Below are 25722 nucleotides of genomic sequence, written 5' to 3'. Positions count from 1 at the left end.
GCATCGGGGTCTCGGCTTCAGCGGGGCCACCTTCCTACCCCGCTGCACTGCACCAGCCAATCTCTCGCTGATTTATGCGCCAAGGTCGATCGCCAACCTGTTCCATCTCCGTCGCGACCACCGCCCCGTCGCCGACTATCGGAAGGCCCGCGCCCAGGCGTTCCAGGTCTGGGCCGAGGTCACCGGCGCGCCACTGGCGGCGTAATCCGCAAACCCTGCCGCCCGCCGCGCCCTCGCTCTGCCCGGCTGTCGACAAGTTGACGGTGCCCCCGCGCTCATCAGCACCGCATTCTTCGAGGCCGGACACATGACCGCACCCGACCTCTTCGCCAAGCCAGCTCTCTTTTCCCTTGCACCGCAGCGGTCGTCCACACATGACGGTGCCAACTCGCCTTTTGCCCTTAAAGAGTGGGGTATATTAGCATATCCGACGGAATTTGTTTTTCGTTCGAATGCAGGCCAAAGTCCGCCTCCAGTGCGGCAAGATAACTCGGAATCCGGTCTGCCAGACAGAGGTTGGTCCAGCCCAATTCTTTCAACCACAGCTCTCGGCAATGGCAACGATGCTCATTGGCCAACACCAAAAGGCTCTGGTCGCGATACAAGTTCCAAGCGGTCATCAGCCCGGACAGCAGGTCCACGCATAGCCGGCAGCCCCGCGGTCCTGCCAGTGGGGCAACCTCGCTGATGGGCCCCAATACCTGGACCTTTGCCGCCAGCTCAGGCGGAAGGCGGTTCAGAACCTCGAACGCGCTGAACCACCAAGCAGGTTCGAAACAAAAGGGGCTCTCCGCATCCTTGAGAGCGTGCAAGTGGGCACACAGGGTCTGGGGCTTGACGACGTTGATGAACAGTCCCAGCGTGTCTGCGCCGCGCGCCCAAGCCCATTCAATCGACCGGACCGCATCGTCGATCGCCTCACGCTCCGACAGGAAAGGCGGTTTCAGCAGCGTATACAATTCCGACCCGAGGCGTACCGGAAAGGCATCGCGCAAGCGGTCGATCAGGGACAATGCGGCCTCAAGCTGGGGCATGTTCAACCCTTTGCCGACCGCGACTTCGCGAACCAGCGGATCACTGCTTTCCAGGCCGAAGCCGATCAGCATATAGCGGACAGTGGACGGCAGAAGCGTGATCGTTTCGGCCAAAGCCGCCTCAGTCACATGTTCCGGCCGCGTCTCCATCCCGACCATGCGTAGGAAACCAAAGCGGTGCAAGGCTCCTAGCAGGGAGCGACGCATGGTCGGGGAGACCTCGCGTGGATTGAAGAAGGAGCCTCCAGGTGCCAGGAAGAGGCCCTGAAGGGACGATGGGAACTGGTCGAGCAGCGTGGTGAACTCGCGGACCGCCTCCGCTTCATCAATGACGATACCCCCGTCCCCGAAGTTGCACATTGTGCAACCGCCCGAGGCAGACCAGGTGCAGGCAGGGCTGGGATACCAGGTGATCGGGAGGGTCCACGGCTTGCCGCCAGTGCATGACGGCACCTGGTAGAAGCCGGCGCGGCTTTCGAGCCGTGGCAAGGGATTGCGTTCCCGCAAACAGCGCATGATGCGGGCCATCCTGCGAGCGAGGTCGCGATGCTCAGCCATGCAGCACATCCTCCAGACGGCGACGGATAGTGTCGACTGCGGCCCCGTTTGGCCCAATCACCAGAAGACCGGCGTAAGGCCGTTCGCTCCGATGCGACAGGTGGAACGCCAACACACCTTGCCCGTCGTGGAAAGCAAGGCGGTGCCGACGCAATCGATCCTCCAGCGCACACAAGCTGTCGACAGCCCCGGTGATCGGAAATGCCTCGTGACAGTCGAAGGCGCTGTGGTCCATCCAGTTCGGCCCGACCAGTCGTCGCAGGGTGAGGAACTGGTCGAGCGGAGCCGAGCGGCGGACGTTCAACTCGATGAGCCACAGCCGATTGTCTGGCGTGACCAGAAAGTCCAAGTTGTAGCAACCCTGGAACCGTTCCACGGCCATGCGTGCACCAAGCCGCTGCCCGATATCGACGATCATGTCGGAATGCATGCGCCAGGGCGCGTCCGGGGTGTAGGTCGCCCCTTGATAGACGAACCCCCGTTGCAACCGCTGCTGCGCTACTCCAAGGAAGGCGACGGCTCCGTCAGGGGCGACCTCGAAATCTGCCGTCAGACTGGTGTTGCGCTCACGCTCGCCCAGGAATTGCTGAAGGACCAAGGGTTCCGACATGTCGTACAGGCTTTTCCACGAGGCCTTTGCCGTGCGCCGCCCACGCAACTCACCCAGGAGGCGCTCCGGCACGTCTTGTCCGCCATTTGCCTCCACCAGCCCGAAGCCGCCACATGCCGCGTTGGGCTTAAGCAGCCAGCGCCCACCGCCACGCAGGTCCTTCAGCGTGATCAGGGCATGATCCAGGCTCGGCATGGCGGCCTGGGCGGGCATCAGGTCAGGAGGGATACCTGCCGCAAGGGCAAGATCCCGCCCCCCCAGTTTCGTGTTCCATCGGCGCACCAGCCCAGCCGGGCAGGCAGGCAGGCCGACAACCCTGTCGGCTCCCAAGGCGGCGGCCAGCCAGGTCAGGCCGAGCGAGTGAACGGTTGCCATGATCCGCACACGCGCCGCCCCGGCACAGAAGGCGGTCAGGCGCGCCCGCGCCACCGGCTCGTCAAGGGCGGCCAAGGTGACCGCTCCCAATCCGGTAGGGACGATCACCTCCGCCGGCGGGTGGCAGCAAGAACCGGCAACGGGGATGTCCGGTGCCGCCGGGGCAAGCAGCAGCCATCCGGGCTGATCTGGCCAGAGAACAGCCTTTACGACATGACCATGGGGTGGCTGATCCGGAGTACCCGCTATCGCAGGAGTAGCGCCATGGACGGTGAACAGCTCCTGGAAGTTGGCCACCACGATCAGCAGTTCATCGCCCGCGGCGGCCATCATCCTATCCCCCGTCCGGTCAGGCAGCCGGGTCGGTCATGCCGAAATGCCGGACCGCCTGGGCATAGCGACATAGCGCATCGACGAAATAGACCATGTTGGAAGGGAAGATCTTGCCCTTCAGATTGAAATCCTCCCAGCAGCCATCCTGGCATCCTGTGGCGATCAGGGCGACCGCATCCTCTACTCGGCGCCAGGTTTCCGGCTTCAGCCTATAGCCATGGTCAAGGCAGGCGGCGACAAGCTGGCTAACCGCCTTTGCATGGCCCGGCTGTTCCCAGGTGACCTTGGTGATGGAGGGGCGGTCGCGCTGCGGTGGGCGCATGGTTACTTCGTGGATGTTGCGGGCGGCATCGGGATGGACGACCCAGGCCGCCTCCGCCTGACGGAACACGTCCGACAGGTCGGGCGCCGGTTCATTCAGTGCCCTGGCCAGATCCAGCCGGGTCAGCGCCGCTTCCAGCGTATCATACAGTTCATAGCCCTGGATCGGGTCGAAGTCGCGCGCCCAGCCGGCAGGATCGGCCTGCCGCGTGGCGTCCAGGAAGGCGCTGACGCGGCTAAGGCTTTCGGCGATCGCGGCGCGGACGGCCTCCGGCACCAGCACCCGGGCGGCGATCAGGCCACGCACGGCAATACCGGTCAGCACGGTGGAGGGCGGCACGTCGATGCCGCTGCCGTCCGGGTACCGGTAAACGCCCCAGCCACCGGCAGGAAGCTGCATCTTGATCAGGAACTCCGCCAGCGACTGAGCGGTGTCGGCCAGCCCCACCCGCGGCTCCAGCCCCAGCCGCCGCCGCCATTCTGTCTCCACGGCAAGGCCGCGCAACAAGGCGCCGTTAGACGGAACCGTCGGGAGCTGCGCCCCGGGATAATCGTCATCCTCCGGCACATAGCAGACGCCTGGGCGGGGATGGTCCGGCCCATCGAACAGGGTGAGGCAGAGATCGATGCCGACGGCGGTCCGGCGGCATTCCTCACACGCCGCATCAAACGGGGAGATGTCGGGGAAGAGCAGCCAGGGTTCGGCGATCTGGAGCAGGATATCGACGGCGGTGAAGGTGGAGGGGTTGTTGCCCCACGGAACCAGGGCACCGGTGTCCGCATCGCGCTCCCAGAAGGTGGTGGGGGCCGGCAGGCCACGGTCCCGCGTGGTGTCGGCCAGGGGCAGCATGGCCTGGCGCGCGGCGCGGACCATGGTGGCGATGGACAGGAGGCCGACCGACGGGCGTTCCTGCAGCCGCCCTTCAAAACTGTCCAGAAAGTCGATCCCAATACCCGGCTGGTCCAGGATGACCCCACCGCCGAACAGATCAGCTAAAGTTAAGGTGGATTTCAGGCGGTAGCCACCGCGTACCGCCTCCAGAATTCGCATGGATTCGATGAGACCCCAGATTTCGCTATTAGAGCGGAAGCCAGCCTCATCCTCCACCGCAGCCAGCACCTGCCAGCGGTCCAGGATCTCGTCACTATCGCCGAGGGTCCCCAACAGCCGACGGAGGGCAACATATTTGAACCTAGTGTCCGCCAGGGTATCACCGCGAAACAGGCCTACCGATACGAGTACAAGTTGTTCGAGGGAAACCGCATTTCTGCTCATGACTGCCCTCCATAGGTCAGGCGAACCATGGTCTTCACGGTCGGCAGATAAGGGCCGGGATAGCGGAAATATTCCATGCCATCCTCGCTGAAGGTCGGGTTGCCCAACGCGCCAATCAGCCCACCGCGGGCCAGGGGCTCAACCACCTCCCTGAAGAAGTCGGCCTGATCCCGTTCATTCGGCGCCAGCGCTTGCAGCTCTTCCAGGCTCATCGGAGCGATTCCCGCCCCTCGTTCACGCAATGCGTCCAGGTACCGACGATAAAAGGCAATCCTGCGGTCACCCAAACCTTCCATTGGTAACTCCGCCAGCCATTTTACTGCCTCCGCCTCCCCCATCCGACAGGGCTCGTCATTGACGGGCAGGTGTCCGGCCATCTGCGACAGAGTGCTCAACACCTCGCGGAAGGTGGCGACCGATTGTGGCCAGTTAGGCACGATGGCCGCCTGCAATTCCGGGGCAAGGATCGGCTCTAACTCCCGCCGTTTGGCGGTATATTCCAGCCTGGTGTCAAGGGCCAGGGTAAAAAAGGCGGGATTCAACTGCTCCATCGGGATGGGATGTACCTCTGCCGACGATCCAAGCCGTCGCCGTATCCCATCGCCCTTCAGCGTATTGTCTCCGATCAGCACCATCGGCACGCGAGCCTCGGGCAAATACTCCTCAAGTGCCGCCAATGCCGAAACAATGGTCCTAGGACTGGCCTTGATATCCCACTCGTCGATAAAAATGGCACCGAACCTGGCGCGCTCGGCCATGACCTTTGGTTTGTTCTTGCCACAGATCAGTGGCTTACTTTCTGCAAGTTGTAACTGGCCGATGACCAAATCCATCAAGAAGGTCTTGCCCGAGCCCAGCAGGTCTGAAATCAGCAGGATACGACGATCTCGGCGGCCAGGGTCCAGGAATGATGCGAGCGCCTGCCGCGAATCATCCCGGTTGGCGAACATTGCTGGCGCTTGGAAGGCGGCCGTATGCGCAAAGATTTGCCCCGCAAGCGAGGCGATTTCACGATTGCTGAATGCCATCGGCTTTCACCTTACCTTTATGGTCTGGGCTGATCGACGGGGCGAAGCTGGTACTGGACGCGCCCCAGCGGAACATCAAGCGATTTCAGGATTTCATCACGCATTTCTGCCATCATGAGGGCCAGCGGTTTGTCTTCCGCCCAGACCCGTTTAACGAAATCCTGCGACAGGACGGATCCCAGCGGCACTGTCTTGCCCGCGGTCTTCGGTTGAAAGTGTGAAGCCATGATCGCGAATACTTCTGCCTCATTGTAGGGCGGGAAAACAGCGCGATTATAATCGCGCTGCCACATGGCGGTGATGAAATCGGCCTGGCGTCGGCTAAGCAGGTAAACCTCGCTTAGGGCAGCGGCCGGGAAGTCATCAGGCTTTTCGTTTTCGTCAAACCATTTGATATCCCGCATGGCATCGCGCAGCACGTCATCGTCACAGTTATGCGGAAAATCCATTACCATGAACGTGGAAAGGTTCAGGCTGCGGTGAAGCTCCGCGATCAGGGAGAATAGAGAGGCCTCGAACCTGTCGGCCATCCTGGTCAGACGCACCTGCGCTTGCGTTGCCTCTCCCCCTCCCGCCTGAAGTCCATAACGGATCTCGTCAAGCGCATCGCTGTCAGGCACATCCAGCAGGTCAAACAGGCGCGCTCGGCGGTCGCCGTAGAGCGCATTCTCCCAATAGCCGTGAACAAGCTGCTCAATCAGCCCGCTACGGATGGCCCGGTTCATGGCCGCTGCGAAGTCCGCATCCTCATGCTCGTGACATGCCACTGGATCAACGACAATGAAAAGCTGGGGCAGCCGCAGGGTCGAGGAGCGGGCGACGCGAAGCACCTCCCCCAGTACCGTACTGGCCCCCTGGCCCGGCGGAAATATGGCGAGTGTCCGCGGACTGCCCTGGATGGCATCCAGCAGCCGCCTCACCTCCTGCCCATCGTCCCGCAGGAACAGACCATCCCTTGCATCACTGGCCCGCAATTCGGGGAAATGCGACGGCAGCATATGGGTACGAAGCCAGCGGTTGAAGTTAGATTTGGCATCGGTCATTGAGCATCCCCTAGGGTTTATTGTACCGCCTTGTTAGCTCAACAATGTCTTCATACAATTGATCGGCTAATGTCACATTTAAAGAGCTAGCGTTAAGCGGCTTAAATGTAATTTTTCTTTTGTTCTTTGCACTCACTCTCTGGTCAATCAGAGCTTCCATAATAGATGTATTAATAGAATTTGGATATCCCGTCTTTAATATTACATGCGCGCACCCCATTTCTATTAATATAGAAGCTCTTTTCACTGCAATTTCTTCTGGTTTATTTTTCCTATATCCATGTTTATCCAATTGAATGTCAAGAATTGCAATAAATTGTTTGGTTCTTTCTTCGATACAACCCTGAATCTCAAAAACATCTTCAAATTTCTCAAAAATCCATGATTTCAACGGATTGGCACTATTCGAACTATTAATCGGCCTTATACGTCTAATTAATATCTCAAGCGCCTTCGGAAAGCCATTTTTGTCGTCGTCAATTATAATAAATTCCAACATAGTAAAGTCTCCGATCTAATTCATGTCCATGAATTCCTTGACTATTTTTACTAACTCATCTGGATATTCCTCATCTGTCTTTTTAAGAAATTTCCGGTCCATTTCAAGTCCTCCGAACTCATACTTCTTCAGCAGATCAATCTGATCGCTGGCTGTGATAAACAGAAACTTCCGACAAAGTTCCTGCTTGAATATCCACTCTGACAGCCGTACCCCATCGACCATTTGAATCTGGTCCGGCTTTAGATGCTGGGCGCTGAAGTTTTCCGCCAATAGCAGGTCCACAACAGCAACGTCGTGTCTTCTGCTGGTGTTATCCATGGCAAAACCGGCATCAAGCGTTCCAACTATGGTGACCTCAGCAGCTGGAACATGGCGACGGATCAGCTTGCTGATAAAATCAGCATGATCCCGCTGATCTTCAATGATCAGGATATCCATGAGTCAGTCCTCCTCCCTATGCAGCACCGGAAGCGCGATGCGGAATCGGGCACCAGCATTCCCGCGCTGTTCTGCTTGGGATTTCCCGTCCTCATAGATTTCTCCCAGATGGTCGTCGATGATCCGCCGGAGGATGGCCAGCCCTTGCCCAGTGCCATCCTTACGAGTCGTAACAAAAGGCAGGAAAACAGATTCCTTGCGATCCGAGACCACGCCGGGACCGTTGTCTGATACGGTGACGAGGACGAACCGACCGGCAGGCAAATCTTTAGTCCGAGGTCGATAGTCATCCCGAACTTCAATCATGACAGTGATCTTCAGCGTGATATCTTGTTCCTTGGCGATGTTCTGCGCATTTGCGAACAGCTCCTCGAACACATCCGCCATCCTCTGCGGATCAATGGCGACGCGATCAGGAATTCGCTCGATCCTGGCCATGTCTGGACCGTCCACCGGCTGGCCAATGGCTGCCGCAGCGATGATGTCTCGTAGTCCGCCCATGTCCATGGAACTCAGCCGCACCCCCGTAGCTTTGGCATAGACACTGAACTCCTCCAGCACCTGCGCCGTCCGTTTCTGGGTCTGCTTCTGGCCGGCCAATGCCTCGCCGATCTCTGTCAGCTTAGCCAACAGCCGTTCCCTGTCTGGAGCCAGTTCCTTGGCCTCCTCAACCAGATACTCCATTTCCCGCCGCATCAACCCCAGAGTTGCTAGCGGATTGCCCAACTTGTGCGCCACCCTCAGCGACAGTTCGCGCCAGACGGCGTCACGCTCGGCTTGCATGCGGCGGCGCTGTTCCCAGGCCAGTTGCTGGTCGGTGCGTTGCAGGGCCTGAACCTGTGCCTCAAGCTGTGCCGCCGCATTCCGCGACCGGGCCAGCAGGTCGCGCAACCGACGCGACAATGGGGAGAAGACCTGTCCGATGACCTCCCGCCGGTCGGTGGCAAGGTGTGCCATCTCGGCATGGCTCCACAGCTTGACCCGGCCATCTGGAGGGGCGGCGAGTGTCAAGAGGCCGGAGAAATCGCGCCCCGGGTCCCGCCCCACCAGCAGCAGGCAGATGGGACGACTGGCCGGCAACAGGTTGGCCGCCCCGGTTGGGGGCAGCCGGTCCATGATGCGGTCGCGCAGGGTTCGGTCGGTTGAATTGAACAACCGCTCCAAGTCTGTCGCGCGTCCTTCACCATCAACGGGGACCACGACCCAGGACTCGGCATGCCGACTACCATCGGGATCGTCGATTTGACAGGTGGCGATATGGCTGATCGGGCCAAGGCGGAAGGCGTGGATGGGGTGGAAACCAAGGCTGCGGAGCAGCGTGGTGATTCCTTCCCGGAATTCGCGCTCCTCCAGCACGCTCCAGTCTGCCTCGAACGCACTGCGGGCTTTGTCATCCACTAGCACATGGGCGATCACGGCATCCACCAGCCGAGCCGACTGGACTGTCACTTTCTCAATGATCGGTACTGGACCATCGGTGTCGGGCATCCCGACGCGGATCACCCGACCTGCAAAGGCTGGGGGAGCCGAAGCGTGCCCAATCAGGAGCAGGGTTTCGACCGGACCGGGACCGCCTGCCGCCCCCAACTCACGGCAATCGATGCCAATGCGAGCCATCTCCGACACAAGGCGATCGGCCAGCAGACGGTCGGCGTCCGTGCCCTCAACGGCCAGATATACGGCTTCCGCCATTCACCCTCGCAGAAGTACGACTAATGCTATAGTAACAATGAATTTTTAGCTCCTAATTGGGGATTTCGCAATAGGCCATCAAGCCGATTGCAATCACATGTATTGAACACATAGGCGAAAATGTAGCGCGTCACGCTTCATTCACAACCATTTTATGTTCTTCCGCAGTCGACGTGACCAGTTGCTCCATGAAGACCGGACCATGCTCAACCACGAAACACGACCTTGGCGCATAAATCAGCGAGAGATTGACTTTGGTGCGTAATTCGGCTTGGGTGCGAAGCACACCCGATCCGACGTGACAGACAGGAGACCTTTTGGGAGGCCGGTCATCCGATTGATGACGGCGCAGGCGGCCCGAGCCTCGGCTTTCTGTGCGGGCAGAGTCCGAGCGCGCAGGCTGCGTCCGATGAGAACTTTGTACCGGAGCATGGCCACCTCAACGAGAGATTGCCGTCCGTAGTGGACGGTCCGTTGCCAACCCCGCCGACCACGCTCCTTGATCGACTGGATGTGGCGGTCACGCTGGGTGGGAACCGTGTCGGCGGTGTCGCTCGGCACCGCGGTCGCGCGCGGCGGGATGATCACTTCGGCGTCCGCGGCACGCTCGGCGATGGCACGATAGACGGGCTCGCCATCGTACGTGTCGCTTTCTCCTTAAAATTTTCACAGGGTCTGAGCGAGAATATATCAACGGATCAAGGATTTCCACGCAAAGCTTGCTGCTGAAAACTTTTCTTGCAGCCGAACGCTTTCGCGGGAGGGCGTCTGGGGTATGGGACGACGATCCACCCGATGACCGGCGCTGATCCGAGGCCGAACGCCTCGCCACACAACTCGACCGCATCCTGGCCCGCACCTCTCCGAACGGCGAGGCGCGGGCCGCCGCTGTCAATGATCTTGCCGCCCGTCTCAAACGGACACCTCAGACGATCCGAAGCCATCTGCGACAATACGACCGACGCCGCTTGGTCCGCGACCTTCTGCGCGACGATTCGATCCGCAGGTGATCGGCCTCTACCTCACCGATCTCGCCGCCCGCGACGGAAAACGGGTCCTGACCGACCGACTGTCCGACAAGCATGTCGCCCGTCTGGTGCAAGCGACGGCTCTTGCCGTCGGTATTTGCGGCGACCTGCCGGAGGACGAGCGTCGCCATCGCCTCGTCGGTCACTCGCCACCCGAGGTTGAGGACCGTTTTGTCCAACGTCATCTCGGTCATACTTCGGTCGAAACGATCCGGCGCTACCAGCGTTGCAGCGACCGCTTCCGCATCAACCTCACCCAAGCGGCTGGCTTGTGAGGCTGCTCCCAAGCGCGCTCCTCAGTGTGTCAGCAAATGGCATCGGTGGATTTTGCAATCCAAGTTTTTCCCAGATAACAGTCAATTGATTTCACTATGTTTTATCCGGACCTCATCTGGTTTCTTGCAATGCAATCAGGGTCGTTTGACGTTGAAATCTTTCAATGAAAGTTTTCAGGAGAAAGCGACAGCCAACCATCCTGCAGCGGGGAAAATGCGGTCCTGAAGGGGATGCCGGGAGGGTCTGAAGGACGGACCCCGTCCACCGATCCCGGTGCGAGTCCAGTGATCCTGGCAACGCTTGTCCGGCGATCCTGGGCCGAAATCCGGTCGTTTTCCGCAGGTTCAGGCTTGAGTCCAGCGATCCCGGAAAACCGACATCAGCCCCCGAAAACCCTGATTTCTTACCGTTGTGACCCTCGCGGAAGCCTCAACAGGCCCTCAAAGCCGGTTTATCGAGGTGGTCGCCAGTCCAGGAGGACCTTGTGTGTCCCCTCTCCATCAGCGCCACCAAGCGCAGAAAGCGGCGGCGCATGGGAATGTGCGTGATGTTGCGGTTCCTCGGACACCAGGCTGGCGGCGCGCGCGGATGGGGTTCGGAAGCGCCGACAGTCTGCCTGAGGCCTCTCATACCGTCGAGCGGAGCGGGTGACTCACGGAGAGGGATTCCCAAGGTCGGCAATCCATGATTCGATTCCCCATTGCGATGGGGAGGAGCGAATGCCAGCGGGGTTGGCGATCCGAGAAGACTTGAGCGCCGGCGAATTGCGTGCCTTGGCGCGGCGGGAGAACAAAGGGAGGGTGGCGGCGCGGATGTTCGCCATCGCCCATGCGCTCGACGGGGTGAGCCGGGCGGAGGCGGCGCGGCTTGCTGGCATGGACCGCCAAGCGCTGCGCGACGCGGTGGTGCGCTACAACGCCGAAGGCGTCGCCGGGCTCTATGATCGTCCGCTGCCCGGCCGGCCGGAATGGCTGAGCGAGGGCGAGCAGGCGACGCTCAAGGCCATCCATCTTGGCCGGCCCCGATCCGAGACAGCACGGCTGCGTGGAATGGACCCTGCCGATCCTGTGCGAGGTGATTGCCGAACGCTTCGCCAAGACGCTGCATCCGGCCAGCCTGTCGCGCATCGTGCGGCGGATGAACTTGTCGAAGCAGAAGACGCGGCCCCGCCATCCTCAGTCCGACGCCAAGGCCCAGACCGCCTTCCAAAAAAGGGGCTGCGCGAAGCGCTGAAGGCTGCGGCCGCCGCACATCCGGAGCGTCGCCTCCAGCTCTGGTTTCAGGATGAAGCCCGCATCGGCCAGAATGGCCGCACCGCGCACCGCTGGTGGGAGCGCGGGCAGCGGCCCCTCGGGCTGTGTGACAAGCGCTTCACTTCCGCCTACCTCTACGCCGCCGTCTGCCCGGCCAGCGGCGCCGACTTCGCGCTGGTCATGCCGACCGTCTCCACCACCGCCATGAGCCTGTTCCTGGACGGCTTCTCCCGAAGCCTGGAGCCGAACGTCCAGGCGGTGCTCGTGCTTGACCAAGCCGGCTGGCACGGATCACGGGCGCTGGTCGTCCCAGACAACATCACGCTGGTGCCGCTGCCACCCTACAGTCCCGAGTTAACCCGGTCGAGCGCATCTGGCTGTATCTGCGCGAGCGATTTCTGTCCCACCGGCTTCTGGACGACTACGACGCCGTCGTCCGGGTCTGCTGTGACGCCTGGAATGCCCTCACCGCCACACCTGAGCGCCTACGCTCCCTCACCAACTATCCATGGATCCCATGTGTCAGTGCTTAAGCGCGGCGGTATCAGACGAATTTTTATGTGAAAAAAACCCGCCGGATCGAAGCGTGAGCTTGAGTCGGCGGGCTTGATATGGTTGCGGGGGCAGGATTTGAACCTGCGGCCTTCAGGTTATGAGTTAGATTCCGAGTAGTTTTGCGATCCCGCGCCGTCACCGCCGACAGCCGCCGATACCATTCTAATCAATTGTTTTAAGTTGATTTCTATCAACAAACACCTACTCTTTTCCACGATGCCGTTCGCCGTGATTTTCGTTGCGCCGCTTCCACTACGCTTCCACAAAACACCGGCGAAGCCCTCTGGATCGAAGGGAAGGATGCACGCTATGGCCCAGGAGAAGCTCACCAAACGCTCCGTCGAACAACTCGCGGTGAAGGATAAGGACTACATCGTCTTCGACAGCGACCTGCCAGGGTTCGGCGTCCGCGTCATGCCCAGCGGTAAGAGGTTCTTCCTGATCCAATACCGACGGCTTGGCCGCACCCGCCGCGTCATGCTCGGGCAGTTCGGCCCGATCACCGCCGAACGCGCCCGCCGGGACGCAACGCACATGCTGGGCAATGTGCGCGGAGCCAATGGCGATCCGGCGGCGCTTCGCGATCAGGAACGGCAATCCTCATCCGTCCAGGAACTGGGTGCGCGCTTTCTCAAGGAGCATGTCGCTGTCCGCTGCAAACCGAGAACCCAGGGGGAATACAAACGCGCCGTCGAGCTGTTCATCAATCCGTTCTTCGGCGCCCAACGCGCCCGGAGCGTCACCCCGGCCGATGTCGCCGAGTTGCATGGCGCCCACTCCAGCATCCCTTATCAGGCCAACCGCACCCTCGGCGTCCTGTCCAAGATGATGAGTCTCGCTGAGACCTGGGGAATCCGCGACAAGCACACCAACCCGTGCGAAGACATCGAACGCTATCCCGAGCGCAAACGGGAGCGCTTCCTCTCAGCCAAGGAGATTCAGCGGCTTGGCGGGGTTCTGAGGCAGGTTGAAAGCGACGGCACGGAAAGCCCATACGCCGGCGCGGCGTTCCGGCTCCTGCTGCTCACTGGCTGCCGTTTGTCGGAAATCCAGACGCTCGAATGGACCCATGTGAATCTTAACGAGAACGAACTCAATCTCTCCGACAGCAAGACCGGCGCAAAAACCGTCCATTTCGGGCAGGCGGTGCATGATCTGCTGACAAAACTGCCACGGGTGAAGGGCACCCCCTACGTCATCGTCGGCAAGGTCGCTGGCAACCATCTCACGGACTTGCAAAAGCCGTGGCGGCGCATTCGTGAAGCCGCCGGACTAGAGGGGGTGCGAATCCATGACCTGCGACACACCTTCGCTTCCGGTGGGCTGCTGGTTGGCGAGGGGCTGCCGATGATCGGCAAGCTGCTCGGACACACCCAGATCCAAACGACCGCCCGCTATGCCCATTTGGCGGACGATCCGATCAAAGCCGCCGCGACCCGCATTTCCGGCAGGCTCGCCGCCGCGTTGGGAAGCCCAGAAGGGTCATGAGCGTGGCCGCACCCTTCGCGCCCAATCGGTGAAATCCGAAGGGAGTGAGAGGGCGGACGGGATTCCGGTGACGGGTTGAGAGACGGAGGAAAGGCTTCCGGTGCCCGTCGCGGAGGTTCCCGCCATGTCCAGATCATCCGCCCCGCCCGGCGCTGACCGGGGGAGCCTGTACGATGACATCACCGGCACGATCATCGCCCAGTTGGAGGGCGGCTGCGTGCCCTGGGTTCAGCCCTGGGGGACGGCGGCGGCGAAAGCGCCGCTCACCATGCCGAAAAACGCCAGCACCGGACGCTCCTATTCCGGGATCAACGTGCTGATCCTGTGGGGCGCGGTCATCCAGCACGGCTTTCCAACCCAGACCTGGTTGACCTTCCGCCAAGCCTTGTCGTTGGGCGGCGCCGTCCGCAAGGGCGAACGCGGCGTCACCGTCGTCTACGCCGACCGCTTCATTCCCGACGACGAGAAAAAGCGGGCGCGCGACACCGGGGACGATCCCCAGACGATCCCGTTTCTGAAACGCTTCACCGTCTTCAACACCGCCCAGTGCGATGGGCTGCCGGACGGCTTCGCCGCCGTCGTTCCGCCTCCCCCGCCGGGCCTGATCGAACCCACCATGGACGCCCTGATCCGGGCTGCCGGCATCGAGGTTCGCATCAGCGGCGACCGCGCCTTCTATGCCCCCGCTGGCGATTATGTGCAGGTCCCGCCGCCGCAGGCGTATTTTGAGCCGATCAACTGGAGCCGCACGGCGCTCCATGAATTGGGCCATGCGTCCGGCGCGCGACACCGCCTGAACCGCGATCTCTCCGGGTCGTTCGGGTCGAAGAAATACGCTTTCGAGGAGCTGGTCGCGGAGATCAACGCCGCCTTCTGTTGCGCCGCGCTGGGCATCGTGCCGACCGTGCGTCACGCCGACTACATCGGGGCGTGGCTGGACGTGCTGCGCGAGGACAACCGGGCGATCATCCGCGCCGCCTCCCAGGCCAGCAAGGCGGCGGACTATCTGCTCGGCTTCTTGCCGGAAACCGGCGTCGTGGTCCCGGTGGAACATGGGAGGGCGGCATGATCCTCCTCACCGATGATCTGCGCGACCGGCTCCTGGCCAACGGCCTTCAGCCCGACACCGACCATGTCCCGGTGGTGAAGTTCTTCAACCCGATGGGAGCGGCGACCTGGCTGGCGACCGAACTCGACCAGGATGGCGACACCCTGTTTGGCCTCGCCGACCTAGGGATCGGTTGCCCGGAACTCGGCGTCTTCCGCCTGTCGGAACTGGCGTCGCTCCGCCTGCCCTTCGGGCTGGGGATCGAACGCGACATCCTGTTCGAGGCGGCCCACCCGCTGTCCGTTTATGCCGACGCCGCCCATCAGGTCGGCAGCATCATGGGCGGCATAGGCCTGCTCACCAAAGCGGACGGCTTCCGTCGAGGAGATCGATGATGCGCGTTCCCCGTTGGTCCGCAGCATTCGCCGAAGACGACACGGCGCGCAAACGCGCCGCCTTTCCCACCCAACCCTCGATCCCCGCTCCGCTCAAGGAGACATCACGATGACCGATGCAAAGCGCTACGCCGTCGAATGCTATGGCGGTGGCGAGGGGCTTGGCGCTCCGGCCCTGGCGGTGTTCGACCTTGATCGGGAAACCGCCGCCTTCATCGTCACGATGGCCCGCCTGATCAGGCGACACCAGATCTATAAAATCGAACGGTATGATTTCCGGGTTTGGTACTTCGAGACCGATCCCCGCGACCATCTCGACGATCCACAGCGGACGGCGGCGGACGCTGATCCGGGCCTGATCGACCTGCGGAACGACGATCAAACCCTGATGCGGTCGGAGGCTGACCGGCTTTGCGTCACGGCGGATCGTTTCCGCTTCCTGACCTATCGAAAGCACTGCGGCGAAGAAATCGAAACGGCGGGGCAGTCGATCGCGGCCTTGGCCGCCCATTTCGACATCCCCTGGGAGTTCGGCAACCCGGACGGCCACCTTCAGCCCAAGCACGGCGACGAAGGGCTTGCCGCTCAGGACGGCGGCGTGCTGGAGATCAACGCTCAGGACACACCTCACACCCTGCGGAGCTGACGGAGGGCGGAGTCAATCACCAGGTTCCTTTTCCGAGATTCCGTCCATCCGTCGTTCCGGCTTTCCGCGCCCTCACATCCCCAGTCCTGCGGTTTTCCGGTTCCATAGAAAGCCGCCGCCCCGCCTTCCCGGCGATCCGGGTGTGCGGGAGGCCGGAGGAGAGGGCGAGGAAGGCCGGGATTGTCGTGACGGGTTGGAGGCCGGAGGAGAGTCTTCCGTCCGCCCGTCGCGGAGTTCCACCCGATGGCTGCCGTCCAGAAGATCACCCTGTCGCCCTCCCGCGACATCCCCTTCAACAAGCTGGTCCTTTCCCAGGCCAACGTCCGCCGGGTCAAGGCGGGCGTCTCGATTGAGGAACTGGCCGAGGACATCGCGCGGCGCACCCTGCTGCAAGGGTTGAGCGTCCGGTCGATCCTCGACACCGACGGGGCGGAAACCGGCATGTACGAGGTTCCGGCGGGTGGTCGCCGCTACCGGGCGCTGGAACTGCTGGTCAAGCAGAAACGCCTGCTGAAGACCGCGCCCATCCCCTGCGTCGTCCGCGACCGTGGCGTCGCCGAGGAGGATTCCCTCGCCGAGAATATCCAGCGCGCGCCGCTCCACCCCCTCGACCAGTTCCGCGCCTTCTTCGCCCTGCGCCAGAAGGGCCTGTCGGAGGAGGAGATCGCCGCCGCCTTTTTCGTTTCGGTCGCCGTCGTCAAGCAGCGGCTGCGTCTGGTGTCGGTGTCCGAAACCCTCCTCGACGTCTACGCCGCCGACGGCCTGTCGCTCGACCAGTTGATGGCCTTCACCATCTCCTCGGACCATGCCCGCCAAGAACAGGTGTGGGGGGCGATCCAACGCGCCTACAGCCGGGAACCCTATCAAATCCGCCGGATGCTGACCGAGAACACCGTGCGCGCCGCCGACAAGCGGGTGCAGTTCATCGGCATGGCGGCTTACGAAGCGGCAGGCGGCGCCGTGCTGCGCGATCTCTTCCAGTCCGACGACGGCGGCTGGATCGAGGATGTGGCCCTGCTCAACCGCTTGGTCGCGGAGAAACTGAAGGCTCTGGCCGATCAGGTCGCGGCGGAAGGTTGGAAATGGGTCGCCGCCGACATGAGCTTTCCCTATGGGCACAGCCAGGGTCTGCGGAAGCTGACCGGCACAGTGATCGACCTGACCGCCGAGGAACAGGCAGCCATCGACGCCCTCGAATCCGAACGCGCCCGGATCGAGAGCGAACACGGCGAGGCCGAGGAGCTGCCCGACGAAATCGACCGTCGGCTTGGCGAAATCGAAATGGCGTTGGACAGTTTCGCCAACCGACCGATCCGCTTCGATCCGAGCGAAATCGGCCGCGCCGGGGCCTTCGTCAGCGTCCGCGCCGACGGCATCCCGGTGATTGATCGCGGCTACGTCCGCCCCGACGATGAACCGCCGGTCGCCGCCGAACCCGGCGGGGAGGACGATCAGCCGACCGCCGCCCCGGCTGGAGCCACTCCCCCATCGCCCCCCATCACCGTGGTCACGGTCGGGGGTCAGCCCGCCACGGTCGACGAGGAGGAGGACGGCGTCCTCAAACCCCTGCCCGACCGGCTGGTGATGGAGCTGACCGCCTACCGCACCCTGGCCCTGCGCGACGCCGTCGCCAAACATCCCCAGGTCGCGATGACCCTGCTGCTGCACAGGCTGGTCAGCGACCTGTTTCGCCATGCCGGATCGGGAGCCTGCCTGGACGCCTGTGTCCGCACGGTTTCCTTTCCTGCCCAGCCTGCGGATTTGGCCGACAGCCCGTCGGCCAAATCCGTCGCCGAACGGCACGCGGCCTGGAAGAGCGATCTGCCGGAGGACGATGACGCCCTGTGGACTTGGCTTGCAGCCCTCGACGACGCCAGCCGTCTCGCCCTGCTTGCCCATTGCGTCAGCTTCGGAGTCAACGCCCTGCACGAGAAGGTGGATCGCTTCGGCGGAGCGGGCCTGTCGCAACACGGTCTTGACCGCCGCCTCCAGCAGGCGGAACGGCTGGCGACCGCCGTCGACCTCGATCTGGTGGACGTCGGCTGGCACCCCACCGCCGACAATTACCTGGGCCGCGTCACCAAACCGCGCATCCTGGACGCGGTGCGGGAAGGCGTCGGCGACCGCGCGGCCCAGCTCATCGAGCATCTGAAGAAGAACGACATGGCCAAGGAGGCCGAACGGCTGCTCACGGACAGCGGCTGGCTGCCCGAACCGCTGCGGCGGACGGATGACGATGCGCCGACGTCGGAAGCCGACGGAGAGGCCGTCACCCTGCCCGATTTTCTCACCGGCGACGACGAGGCGTCGGACCCGCCAGCCGCGTCCGACGACGCCCACAGCATCGCCGCCGAGTAACCCACCCGGCCCGGCCTCCCCCAAGGAAGCCGAGCCTTTTCATGTCCGAGAGTCCGATCATGCCCACGACCATCCAGACCATTGTCTACGCCTTCGATGAACTGTCCGACCCTGCGAAGGAAACCGTCCGCGCCCGGCATCGTGAAACCGGCCTCGACCACGACTGGTACGAGTTCGTGTACGCGGATTTCGAGGCGGTTTGCGCCATCCTCGGCATCAGCCTCCGAACCAGCCCCGTCCGTTTGATGGGCGGCCGGTCACGACCAGAACCGCATATTTTCTTTCGCGGCTTCTGGAACCAAGGCGACGGCGCTTGCTTCGAGGGCACTTACGCCTACGAACGGCGCGCGCCCACCCGAATCAAACAGTATGCCCCCCAGGATCCCGAGCTTCACCGAATCGCCGACATCTTGCTGACCATCCAACGGCGGAACTTTTACCAGCTTCGCGCCGAGGCGCGTCATCGCGGGCATTGCCATCACGAACACAGCATGGCGATCTCGGTTGAGCGCGACAGCCCGGCGCACCAGGACATGACGGCGGACGCCGAAGAGACCATCTCGGGCGCGTTGCGTGACCTCGCACGCTGGCTCTACCGGCACCTTGAACGGGAGTATGATTACCAGACCTCTGACGAGATGGTCGACGAGGCGATCCGCATTGGCGGCTACAGCTTCACCGAAGATGGTGGCCGTTTCGGAGAGCGATGAGTGCGGAACCTCGCGCAAGCATCAAGGCACCGTCCGCACGCCCCTGAAGACGTCCGAACGGCACCTTTCACGACGGCTCAGGTTCAATCGGCTCCCGGCAGCGGGTCGAGTCCGAGTTCTTTCAGAAACGCGTTGTGTTTCGCCGTCGCCGCCCGAATCTGTTGTTCGATTTCGACCAGTTCCCGTTGCGTGGCCGCCAGATCAATCTCTTCCTCGCCCACGGCGGTGCTGATGTAGCGCGAGATGTTGAGGTTGTAGCCTTCCTCGGCGATGCGCTCCATGCTGACGCGCTTGGCGTAGCGGTCCTCCTCCTTGCGGAACTGGTAGGTCTCGATGATCTTGCCGATGTGCTCGTCCGTCAGTTGGTTCTGACGCTTGCCCTTGGCGAAATGCTCCGCCGCGTTGATGAACAGCACATCATCCGGCTTCTTGCACTTCTTCAGCACCAGGATGCAAACCGGGATGCCGGTGGAATAGAACAGGTTCGCGGGCAGGCCGATGACGGTGTCGATGTGACCGTCCTTCAACAGCTTCGTGCGGATGCGTTCCTCCGCCCCGCCCCGGAACAGCACGCCGTGGGGCAGGATGATGGCCATCACGCCGTCATCCTTCAGATAATGGAACCCGTGCAGCAGAAAGGCGAAGTCCGCCGCCGATTTCGGGGCCAGCCCGTGGCTCTTGAACCGCACATCCTCGCCCATCGCCTCGGTCGGTTCCCAGCGGAAGCTGAAGGGCGGGTTGGCGACGATGGCGTCGAAGGTGGGCTTTTTGGCGGGGTTCGGCTCGCGCAGCATGTCCCAGTCATTGGCCAGCGTGTCGCCGTGGAAGATCTGGAATTCGGTGTCCTTCACCCCATGCAGCAGCATGTTCATGCGGGCGAGGTTGTAGGTCGTGATGTTGCTTTCCTGGCCGAAGATGGTGCCGATGCCGCGCGGTCCCATCCGCTTGCGGACGTTGAGCAGCAGCGACCCCGATCCGCAGGCGAAATCGAGCACGCTGGCCAGACGCGTTTTCTGGCCCGTGGCGGGTTCCTGGCTGTCCAGGGTCACGATGCCCGACAGGATGTCGGAAATCGGCTGCGGCGTGTAGAACTCGCCCGCCTTTTTGCCGGAACCGGCGGCGAATTGACCAATCAGGTATTCATAGGCGTCGCCCAGATGATCCACCTCGGCCGAGAACTCGGCCAGACCCTCGGCGATTTCCTTGATGATCGAACAGAGTCTTTTGTTTTTGTCGGTCTGCGTCTTTCCCAGCTTTTCCGAATAAAGATTGATCTCCGAAAACAGACCGTCGAGGGTGCTCTGGAAGGATTCATTTTCAATGTACTTGAATCCGTCGTGCAGCGTCATCAGCAGTTCGTTGTCCTGCGTGCGCGCCAGCTTGACAATGTTGTCCCACAGATAGGGCGGCTTGATCACATAATGCGCCTTGCGGCGCATCTGCTTTTCGAAATCGGCGATGTCGTCCGGATTGTCCTCGTACCACGCTTGCAGCGGCGTGCTCGCGCCTGTGCGTTCCAGCACGTCGTCCGGCAGATCGGGATAGTCCCGTCCCAGTTCCCGCTTGGCCGCCGCCTCGTAATTGTCCGACAGGTAGCGCAGGAACAGGAAGGACAGCATGTAATCGCGGAAATCATCCGCGTTCATCGCCCCGCGCAGCGCGTCGGCGATGGTCCAGAGCGTCTTGCCCAGTTGCTTTTGGATTTGGTCGTTCATGCTGCGGATGATCCTTTGGCGGGGCGCAGAAGCTCAAAGTCGGCGTAGCGGGAACGATGTTTGGTGATGGGCGGTTCCAGCGCCAGTTCCGCCATCGCGTTGCAGAAGGATGATTGTTCGTTCACGTGCTGGCGGTCGCCGTCAAGGTCGTTGTCCCAGACGAACAGATCCTTGGTGAAGGCGTTGAAATAGAGCGTGTCGGGCGTGCCGGTCGGGTTCCTCCTGGTCTTGCGCTTGCCTGCGTCCTTGAACTCCATAGACAGGCGCGTCTTGCCGGTGCGGTTGTAGGCGTAAATCAAGAGCAGCGAGATCGGTTTCGTGGGATTGTTCAGATCATCACGAAGCCGAGTTACCAGCGACTTTAGGTTCTTGTGTTTGCTCACGCGTCATCCTCCCCAACCTGGGGGAAAAGCTGCTGCATCAACCCCTTTTTGTGGATCTTGAGCGTGGCGAGCTTTTGGCTCTCGGCGGCGATGAGGTCGTCGAGGGAGGTGAGGCAGTCGGCGATGCGTTGCTGTTCGGGGGGTGAGGGTACCTTAATCAGGAATGCTAAGACATCTGATTTGGAGATATTCTTCATGGAACCAGAGCTGCCTTTGGCCAGCTTAGACAGTGCAGCGCGACCTTCGTCCGATCCCAAAATAAGGGCGACAAACGGCATACATGTTCCAGTTCTGGGTTTGGCTGCCCAAAGTCGATCTGGAAGGAATATGTTCTCCAGCCCAGTTTTTACATAGGCGTTAGCCCCCACAAGCGCAGGCGTGTTCATACGGCTGATGATGATTGTATCTCCGCAAACCGGCTCTCTTACTCTGCTGATTTCAAAATCATCAAACACCACCTTATTCTCGTTGAGATTGAAAAATCCATTTGTTACTGCGCTGGTTTTTAGAACCCCCACTTCGTTTTCTTGCGCTGGCCTATCACCAGAGTTCACGCTGACTCCGGCATCAAGTGAACTGAACAGCTCGGAAAGGGGAGTCTCCTCCCACTCCCCCGCACCCTCAAACTCGGGGAAGCGGAGGCGGGGTTGGGTTTCGCCTTCCTGGGGGAAAAGCTGCTGCATCAGGCCCTTCTTGTGGGCCTTCAGCGCCTCCACCTTCCGCCCCTGCGCGGCAATCAGCGCGTCCTCCGAGTTCAGACAATCGGCGATCTTGTTCTGTTCAAGGAGCGATGGCAGTGGGATTTCAGACGCAAGAAAGGTTTCAGGGTGGATGCGCTTGGCAATTCGGCTCCCGTCCGCCGCCTCTCCAACTCTCAGATAAAATTCCTTCCGCTTGACGCATTCCAGAAGAAACGCGTCGTTCACGCCCGCAGAGACATCGAAGCAAGGCAAGTCGACCGTCGACTCATATCCATCCAATTCCTCAGGGATAATTCCAAAAGCTTGATTTAGGAAATCAAGCTTGCTATAAATCAATTGACCTGATTTTCGCCGGAAGTACTGCGTATTGGCGCTTCCCTGAATGGCGTCATTCTTCGCGAACACCCCGCCGCCCCAAAGTTTCACGGTGATCTTTTTTGCTACGTCCCCCTTGCTTCCTGCAAGACGGCTCTCGGACAGAAAACGACTGAGCCGCTTTGGTTTCCAAGCTTCCGCCTCCCCAAACTCCGGAAAGCGCCGCTTGGGCACCAATCCCGCCCCGCCACCCGTTGCGGCGTCGGACTTCCCCTTACTGCTCATAAGCGCTCAACCCCGAAATCACGCGGTCCCCGGCGCGCTTCCGCAACACCGGCATCAAATCGGCCATCAGGTCCAGTTCCTTCACCCGCCGCGCCTTCCAATTCAGATCAAGCGGTTCCATCAGGTCGGTCAGCGCCTCGCCGTCGAAGATCATGCGTTGCAGGATGGTGTCGACGAAGTCTTGCAGCGCCTGCGTGGCCAGACCGTGCTTGTCGGCGATGCCCGCCAGCTCCGCCGCGTTCTTGTTCGCCTTGAAGCGGTTGTAGCCCTCGCGGATGGCCCTCTCGCTCAACCCCCCGCCCGGCGTCAGGCTGTTGACGTAGGCGGTGAAGTCCTCGCGCTCGCCCATCAGTTTGGCGTCGGACAGGATCAGGTTGATCAAATCCTCCCGGCTCATCGTCTGTTTGCCGGGTGTTGCCTCCGAATAGCGGGCGATCAGGCCCATGATGTAGTCGTAATCGATGACGGATGATGCGAAGAGGACGAATTCGAAATCCAACTGGTCGGCTTCGGGCGTCGGCGTGTTCTCATTCGGGTCTTGGCCCTTGCCCCGCTGGTCGCGCAGCCGCTTCGCGGTGTCCAGATAGGCCCCGCGAAAGCCAAGCAGATCGTCGCGCGGCAGGATCCGTTCGATGGCCTCGACGTTTTCGGGCGTCAGGTCGGTGTATTGGTCCAACTGGGTCTTGAGCCGCTGGACCTCCTTGAAATGGTCGATGAAGGCCGCGCGGGCGGCGTCGCCCTTGAGGTTGGGAACCTGATCCGGCGCGCACTCCAACCCCTGCGCCGTCATGAAGCTGTCGAGCGCCTGGACGGCGGCCTCCAGCTTTTCGATCACCACGGGGGCCTTGTCCACCAGCCAGATTTTGCGGGCCTTGTCGGCGGTCGCCTCGCCGGAGAACAGGGCGATGGCGGCGTCGACCGCCTCTTGCTGCTGGCGGAAATCCAGGATGTTGCCATAGGGTTTGGTGGCGTTCAGCACCCGGTTGGTGCGGGAAAAGGCCTGGATCAGGCCGTGGTGTTTCAGGTTCTTGTCAACATAGAGGGTGTTGAGGAATTTGGAGTCAAAGCCCGTCAACAGCATGTCGACGACGATCGTGATGTCGATCTTGTGCTTTGGCACCGTGGGGAAGGCCTTGCGCAGGTCGGCGTCGGGCCATTGCTGGTCCTTGATGCGTTTCTGCACGTCCTGATAATACAGATCGAACTCGCTGATCCTGTGGTTCGTGCCGTGGTTGGCGTTGTAATCCGCCAGGATGGCCTTCAACGCCTCCTTCTTCTTTTCCGGTTCAACCGTGTTGTCCTCCTTCTCCGTCGGCAAATCCTCTTGAATCTGCTTGACGTCCGGATCGCCCTCCGCCGGGGGCGAGAACACACAGGCGATGGTCAGCGGCCGGAAGCCGGGATCGGCGGCCTGCCTTTCGGCCTGCATGGTCTTGAACAGCGCGTGGTATTCGATGGCGTCGTTGATCGACGCGGTGGCCAGCAGCGCGTTGAACCGGCGTTGATCGGTGGCCGTGTCGTGCTTCGACAGGATCGCCTCGATCACCGCGCGCTTGGCCAGCGCCTCCCCCGGCTTGGGCAGGGTTTTTCCCTGCGGCTTGAAGTAATCGACGTGAAAACGAAGGACGTTTCCGTCATCGATGGCGTTGGTGATCGTGTAGGTGTGAAGACGATTTTGGAAGAGATCCTCCGTCGTCTTCATGCTGCCCAGGGTGTCTTCGATTTTCTGCTGCGCCGCGTTTTCGTCGAAGATCGGCGTTCCGGTAAAGCCGAAAAGCTGGGCGCGCGGGAAGAACGCCTTGATGGCCTTGTGGTTCTCGCCGAACTGCGACCGATGGCATTCGTCGAAGATAAGGGCGATGCGCTTGTCGCGCAGGGGTTCGAGCTGTTCCTTGAAGCTCTTCTGGTTGTTTTTCTTCTGCTGCTTGTTGCGCTTGCTGTCTTCATCCAGCGCAAGGCCAAGCTTCTGGATCGTGCAGACGATGACCTTGTCGGCGTGGTCGGTGGACAGAAGGCGACGGACAAGGGAGGCGGTGTTGGTGTTTTCCTCGACGCAACCGTCCTGGAACTTGTTGAACTCCTCGCGCGTTTGCCGATCCAGATCCTTGCGGTCCACAACGAACAGGCATTTTTCAATGCCGGGATTGTCCTTCAGCAGCGTGGACGCCTTGAAGGAGGTCAGCGTCTTGCCGCTGCCGGTGGTGTGCCAGATGTAGCCGTTGCCGCCGTCCTGCGCGATGGAATCGACAATCGCCTTCACCGCATAGACCTGATACGGCCGCATCATCAGGAGCTTTTGCTCGCTCGCCACCAGAACCATGTAGCGGCTGATCGTCTGGCCAAGGGTGCATTTGACGAGGAAGCTGTCGGCGAATGTGTCGAGGCGCTCAACCTTCTTGTTGTCCGCATCGGCAAATTCGTAAATCGGCAGAAAGCGCTCCTCGGCGTTGAAGGCGAAATGGCGCGCGTTGTTGTTCGCAAAATAATAGGTGCGATCGCGGTTGCTGACGATGAAAAGCTGTAGAAAGCACAGAATCGTCTTGGTGTAACCGTTGCCGGGGTCGTTCTTGTAATCGACGATCTGCTCCATGGCGCGACGCGGGCTGATGCCGAGGGTCTTCAGCTCGATCTGAACGACCGGCACGCCGTTGATCAGGAGGATGACGTCATAGCGATGGTGGCTGTTGTCCGTGTTGATGCGGAGCTGGTTGACCACCTCGAAGGAATTCTTGCACCAGTCCTTGATGTTGACGAGCGTGTAATTCAGCGGCGTGCCATCGTCGCGGGTAAAATCATTGCGTTCGCGCAGGACGCGCGCCGCCGTAAACACATCCGGCGTGACGATCTCATCGAGAAGGCGTTGAAATTCGCTGTCGGTGAGGGTGACGCGATTCAGTTGCTCGAACTTCCTTCTGAAGTTCTCTTCCAATGCCGCTCGATCCCGGATATCAGGCCGATATTCGTATTTGAGGTCGCGCAGCTTGGCGACCAACTCTTCTTCAAGATCACGCTCGGCTTTGTTCATTGCCATGAGAAAATTCACTGCCTCTGTGGGTCAATTCGGGAAAATCGATTTGGTCAAGTCGCATAGAACGCAGAGATGCGACTTTTGAAAATTCACAGGCGGCGGTTCCCGGTCAGCCGACAAACGCCCCACACCTCACCTCACGTCCCCATTCGCCCGCGTGCAACAATCCGCGCTGACGCGTTTGCTTCCGGGCACACTCTATGTGCCCATCGCCATTACCGCAACGGTTGGGCCTCCATGCCAGGGCTATCGCATTTGGCCGAGGATGGCTCTGGCGTATTCGTCGGACCAACCTGCCCGCTTTCGCCTGGCTCGGATTGAGTCGGTG

Annotated in this window: 21 protein-coding genes and 1 pseudogene; 9 read left to right on the top strand and 13 right to left on the bottom strand. The window is 61.2% G+C overall.

All coding sequences use genetic code 11. From position 1 onward, the window contains the following. Positions 1-205 (top strand): hypothetical protein (locus tag EJ903_RS27430; protein WP_425455519.1); only part of this gene is annotated, 205 nt, incomplete at its 5' end. A 196-nt stretch (positions 206-401) separates the two neighbouring features. Here the strand turns inward: EJ903_RS27430 and EJ903_RS24675 are convergent. The 9 genes and pseudogenes from EJ903_RS24675 to EJ903_RS24635 form a co-directional block, all read right to left on the bottom strand. After that, the gene (locus tag EJ903_RS24675; protein WP_126620498.1) at positions 402-1592 is read right to left on the bottom strand and encodes a hypothetical protein; all 1191 of its coding nucleotides are present in this window, start codon (positions 1590-1592) and stop codon (positions 402-404) included. Then, entirely contained in the window at positions 1585-2910 is a 1326-nt protein-coding gene (locus EJ903_RS24670) for an ATP-grasp domain-containing protein (protein ID WP_126620496.1), read from the bottom strand. The genes EJ903_RS24675 and EJ903_RS24670 overlap by 8 nt, the downstream gene beginning before the upstream one ends. Positions 2911-2926: 16 nt before the next feature. Further along, complete coding sequence (locus EJ903_RS24665; protein WP_126620494.1) at positions 2927-4507, bottom strand: hypothetical protein; 1581 nt, start codon at positions 4505-4507, stop codon at positions 2927-2929. Then, complete coding sequence (locus EJ903_RS24660; RefSeq protein ID WP_126620492.1) at positions 4504-5535, bottom strand: hypothetical protein; 1032 nt, start codon at positions 5533-5535, stop codon at positions 4504-4506. Before EJ903_RS24660 ends, EJ903_RS24665 begins: the two co-directional genes overlap by 4 nt. A gap of 17 nt (positions 5536-5552) precedes the next feature. Then, positions 5553-6578 (bottom strand): hypothetical protein, encoded by a 1026-nt coding sequence (locus EJ903_RS24655; RefSeq protein ID WP_126620490.1) that lies wholly within the window; start codon positions 6576-6578, stop codon positions 5553-5555. A 10-nt stretch (positions 6579-6588) separates the two neighbouring features. After that, positions 6589-7077 carry a hypothetical protein gene (locus EJ903_RS24650; protein ID WP_126620488.1) on the bottom strand — a complete coding sequence of 163 codons (489 nt, stop codon included), beginning with the start codon at positions 7075-7077 and terminating at the stop codon, positions 6589-6591. 15 nt (positions 7078-7092) lie between these two features. Further along, complete coding sequence (locus tag EJ903_RS24645) at positions 7093-7518, bottom strand: hypothetical protein (protein WP_126620486.1); 426 nt, start codon at positions 7516-7518, stop codon at positions 7093-7095. 3 nt (positions 7519-7521) lie between these two features. Next, on the bottom strand, positions 7522-9210 hold the full coding sequence (locus EJ903_RS24640; protein ID WP_126620484.1) for an ATP-binding protein: 1689 nt from the start codon (positions 9208-9210) through the stop codon (positions 7522-7524). A gap of 237 nt (positions 9211-9447) precedes the next feature. Continuing rightward, positions 9448-9852 (bottom strand): annotated as a pseudogene (locus EJ903_RS24635) (hypothetical protein); the annotation flags it as partial. Between the two features lie 364 nt (positions 9853-10216). On the opposite strand from EJ903_RS24635, the gene EJ903_RS24630 reads away from it, so the two are divergent. From EJ903_RS24630 to EJ903_RS24595, 8 genes are all read left to right on the top strand, one after another. Continuing rightward, complete coding sequence (locus EJ903_RS24630; RefSeq protein WP_126620482.1) at positions 10217-10513, top strand: site-specific integrase; 297 nt, start codon at positions 10217-10219, stop codon at positions 10511-10513. Between the two features lie 813 nt (positions 10514-11326). After that, on the top strand, positions 11327-12331 hold the full coding sequence (locus EJ903_RS24625) for an IS630 family transposase (RefSeq protein ID WP_425455518.1): 1005 nt from the start codon (positions 11327-11329) through the stop codon (positions 12329-12331). Between the two features lie 300 nt (positions 12332-12631). Beyond that, complete coding sequence (locus tag EJ903_RS24620; protein WP_126620480.1) at positions 12632-13810, top strand: site-specific integrase; 1179 nt, start codon at positions 12632-12634, stop codon at positions 13808-13810. A 124-nt stretch (positions 13811-13934) separates the two neighbouring features. Then, positions 13935-14879: an ArdC family protein gene (locus EJ903_RS24615; protein ID WP_126620478.1), complete on the top strand. Its 945-nt coding sequence runs from the start codon at positions 13935-13937 to the stop codon at positions 14877-14879. After that, positions 14876-15253, top strand: coding sequence for a DUF2958 domain-containing protein (locus tag EJ903_RS24610; RefSeq protein ID WP_126620476.1), 378 nt, complete (start codon positions 14876-14878; stop codon positions 15251-15253). The genes EJ903_RS24615 and EJ903_RS24610 overlap by 4 nt, the downstream gene beginning before the upstream one ends. A 109-nt stretch (positions 15254-15362) precedes the next feature. Beyond that, complete coding sequence (locus EJ903_RS24605) at positions 15363-15899, top strand: hypothetical protein (protein WP_126620474.1); 537 nt, start codon at positions 15363-15365, stop codon at positions 15897-15899. Between the two features lie 243 nt (positions 15900-16142). Then, the gene (locus tag EJ903_RS24600) at positions 16143-18257 is read left to right on the top strand and encodes a ParB/RepB/Spo0J family partition protein (RefSeq protein ID WP_126620472.1); all 2115 of its coding nucleotides are present in this window, start codon (positions 16143-16145) and stop codon (positions 18255-18257) included. A gap of 59 nt (positions 18258-18316) precedes the next feature. Next, a complete protein-coding gene (locus EJ903_RS24595; RefSeq protein ID WP_126620471.1) occupies positions 18317-18967 on the top strand; it encodes an antitoxin of toxin-antitoxin stability system in 651 nt (216 codons plus the stop codon). A gap of 83 nt (positions 18968-19050) precedes the next feature. On the opposite strand, the gene EJ903_RS24590 is transcribed toward EJ903_RS24595, so the two are convergent. From EJ903_RS24590 to EJ903_RS24575, 4 genes are read right to left on the bottom strand one after another with little or no spacing between them, the layout of a single operon-like run. Further along, the gene (locus EJ903_RS24590; protein WP_126620470.1) at positions 19051-20682 is read right to left on the bottom strand and encodes a type I restriction-modification system subunit M; all 1632 of its coding nucleotides are present in this window, start codon (positions 20680-20682) and stop codon (positions 19051-19053) included. Then, entirely contained in the window at positions 20679-21065 is a 387-nt protein-coding gene (locus EJ903_RS24585) for a hypothetical protein (protein WP_210211549.1), read from the bottom strand. Before EJ903_RS24585 ends, EJ903_RS24590 begins: the two co-directional genes overlap by 4 nt. Further along, entirely contained in the window at positions 21062-22366 is a 1305-nt protein-coding gene (locus EJ903_RS24580) for a restriction endonuclease subunit S (protein WP_126620468.1), read from the bottom strand. Before EJ903_RS24580 ends, EJ903_RS24585 begins: the two co-directional genes overlap by 4 nt. Further along, positions 22356-25397 carry a type I restriction endonuclease subunit R gene (locus tag EJ903_RS24575; RefSeq protein WP_126620467.1) on the bottom strand — a complete coding sequence of 1014 codons (3042 nt, stop codon included), beginning with the start codon at positions 25395-25397 and terminating at the stop codon, positions 22356-22358. Before EJ903_RS24575 ends, EJ903_RS24580 begins: the two co-directional genes overlap by 11 nt. Between the last annotated feature and the right edge of the window lie 325 nt (positions 25398-25722).

This window comes from Azospirillum griseum (assembly GCF_003966125.1).
Classification (GTDB): domain Bacteria; phylum Pseudomonadota; class Alphaproteobacteria; order Azospirillales; family Azospirillaceae; genus Azospirillum; species Azospirillum griseum.
The sequence above is the reverse complement of the archived record's forward strand: the minus strand, read 5'-3'. Positions and strand labels throughout refer to the sequence as shown.